The 2158-nt window shown below is 80.4% G+C and carries 3 protein-coding genes; all 3 read right to left on the reverse strand.

The annotated features are described in order from the left end of the window. The coding region (locus tag HLB09_RS16085; RefSeq protein ID WP_171204321.1) for a hypothetical protein at positions 1 to 237 on the reverse strand (237 nt) is incomplete at its 3' end. After that, complete coding sequence (locus tag HLB09_RS16090; protein WP_171204322.1) at positions 234 to 1607, reverse strand: FliI/YscN family ATPase; 1374 nt, start codon at positions 1605 to 1607, stop codon at positions 234 to 236. The genes HLB09_RS16090 and HLB09_RS16085, both read right to left, overlap by 4 nt. A gap of 191 nt (positions 1608 to 1798) precedes the next feature. Beyond that, a complete protein-coding gene (locus HLB09_RS19565) occupies positions 1799 to 1930 on the reverse strand; it encodes a FliH/SctL family protein (protein WP_281359484.1) in 132 nt (43 codons plus the stop codon). Positions 1931 to 2158: the final 228 nt, after the last annotated feature.

A 2158-nucleotide genomic window follows, 5' to 3' on the forward strand; every position in this document is an offset into this window, starting at 1 on the left:
GGCCTCGCCCTGGGCCTCGAGGAGCCCGCCGCGCAGCGCCGAGCGGGCCGCGACGGACGCGGCCCAGCCGGCGGGGCCTCCCCCGGCCAGCTGGTGGGCGCCCAGCACGGCACGAGCCTCCTCGTGGAGGCGCCGTGCCACGCGCGCCTCGGAGGCGGACATCGCGCTCTCGCCGGCGGCGAGCTTCTCCTGCGTGCGCCGCACCCGCAGGAGGCCGGCGAGGCGGAAGCCGCTCACGCGGCGGCGCCCTGGTGGGCGCCGCCGTGGAGCGACGGGGCGTCGGGGTCGAGCAGCCGCGCGAGCCCCGACAGGGCCGCCCACGACGTGTCCGGGTCCGCCAGGGAGTCGACGGACTGGGTGAGGAAGGCGCGCGTGCTCGGCGCGGCCGCGAGCGCGGCGTCGACGAGCGGGTCGGCGCCGGGCACGTACGCGCCGACGTCCACGAGGTCCTGGGCGTCGCGGCGCGCGGCGAGGGCCCGGCGGACCGCCGTCGCGTCGGCGCGCTGCTCCGCCGTCGTCACGCGGGAGGCCACGCGGGAGACGGAGCCGAGGACGTCGACGGCCGGGAAGTGGCCCGCGGTCGCGAGCTTGCGGTCGAGGACGACGTGCCCGTCGAGGATGGAGCGCGCGGCGTCGGCGACCGGCTCGTCGTGGTCGTCGCCGTCGACGAGGACGGTGTAGATGCCGGTGATGGACCCGACGACGCCGGGGCCCGCCCGCTCGAGCAGGCGCGGCAGCAGCGCGAAGACCGACGGCGGGAAGCCGCGCGTGGCCGGGGGCTCGCCGACCGAGAGGCCGATCTCGCGCTGGGCCGTGGCCACGCGGGTGAGGGAGTCCATCATGAGGACGACGTCGAGGCCCTGGTCGCGGAAGTGCTCGGCGATCGCCGTCGCCGTGGCCGCCGCCTTGAGGCGCACGAGCGGCGGCTCGTCGGAGGTCGCGACGACGACGACGCTGCGGGCGAGGCCCTCGGGCCCGAGGTCGTCCTCGAGGAACTCGCGGACCTCGCGGCCGCGCTCGCCGACGAGGGCGAGGACGACGACGTCGGCGCGGGCGCCGCGGGCCACCATCGACATGAGGCTCGACTTGCCGACGCCGGAGCCGGCGAAGAGGCCGAAGCGCTGCCCGCGGCCGGCGGGGACGAGGGTGTCGAGCACGCGCACGCCGAGCGGCAGGGGCTCGCAGACGCGCTGGCGCTGCAGGGCCGGTGGCGGCGGCGCCTCGAGCGGCACCTCGGCGAGGCCCGCGGGCACCGGCGCGCCGTCGAGGGGGCGCCCGAGGCCGTCGAGCACGCGCCCGAGGAGGGCGTCGCCGACGCGGACGGTGAGGCGGGGGGCGGAGCGGCGGACGGGGACGCCGGCGGCCAGGCCGTCGGCCATGCCGAGCGGCATGCACGCGAGGACGCCGGCGCGGACGCCCACGACCTCGGCGCGCACGGGCGGGACGCCCTCGTGGCCGATGTCGAGGACCTCGCCGACCCCTGCGGTGAGCCCGACGACCTCGACGGCCAGCCCCGTGACGGACCGGACGACGCCGAGGGCGAGGGGGCCGCCGGCGCGGCGGGCGGCGGCCACGCGGGCCGCGAGCGCCTCGAGCCCGGCGGGCATGGCCGGCACGGGGACGTCGGCCGCCGTGTCGGGCAGCGGCACGGGGCTCGGCCGGGGCGGCGCCTCGACCGGGGGACGGCGCTGCGCCGGCGGGGAGGCGAGCGGGGCGGACCAGCGGTGCCCCACGAGGGACGTCGGGCGCTCGGCGTCCGCGGGGCTGGCCGGGGCGTGTCCGGACTGCAGGGGGACGCTCACGCGCCGCCGCCGAGCAGGACGTCGGCGGCGCGCTGCAGCGCCTGGTCGAGCCGCGCGTCGACGCTGCCGCCGGGGTGCTCGGCGACGGCGTCGCCGCGCCCGAGCGAGGGGTCCTCGAGGAGCTGCACGCCCTCCGGGACGTCGCCCGCGCGGCGCCGGCGCGCACCTCGGCGCCGACGACGGCCGCGGCCAGCTCGAGGCCCGTGCGGGCCAGGGCGTCGGTGAGGTCGGCGAGCGCGGGCGCGTCGCGGGCCTCGAGGTCGGAGGCGGCGCGCAGCAGCGCCGTGAGCGCGAGCCGCGAGCTCGCCTCGCGGCGCTCCTCCTCCTCGAGGCGGCGCGCCGTCTCGGCGTCCAGG

This window comes from Pseudokineococcus marinus, assembly GCF_013004605.1.
GTDB lineage: Bacteria > Actinomycetota > Actinomycetes > Actinomycetales > Quadrisphaeraceae > Pseudokineococcus > Pseudokineococcus marinus.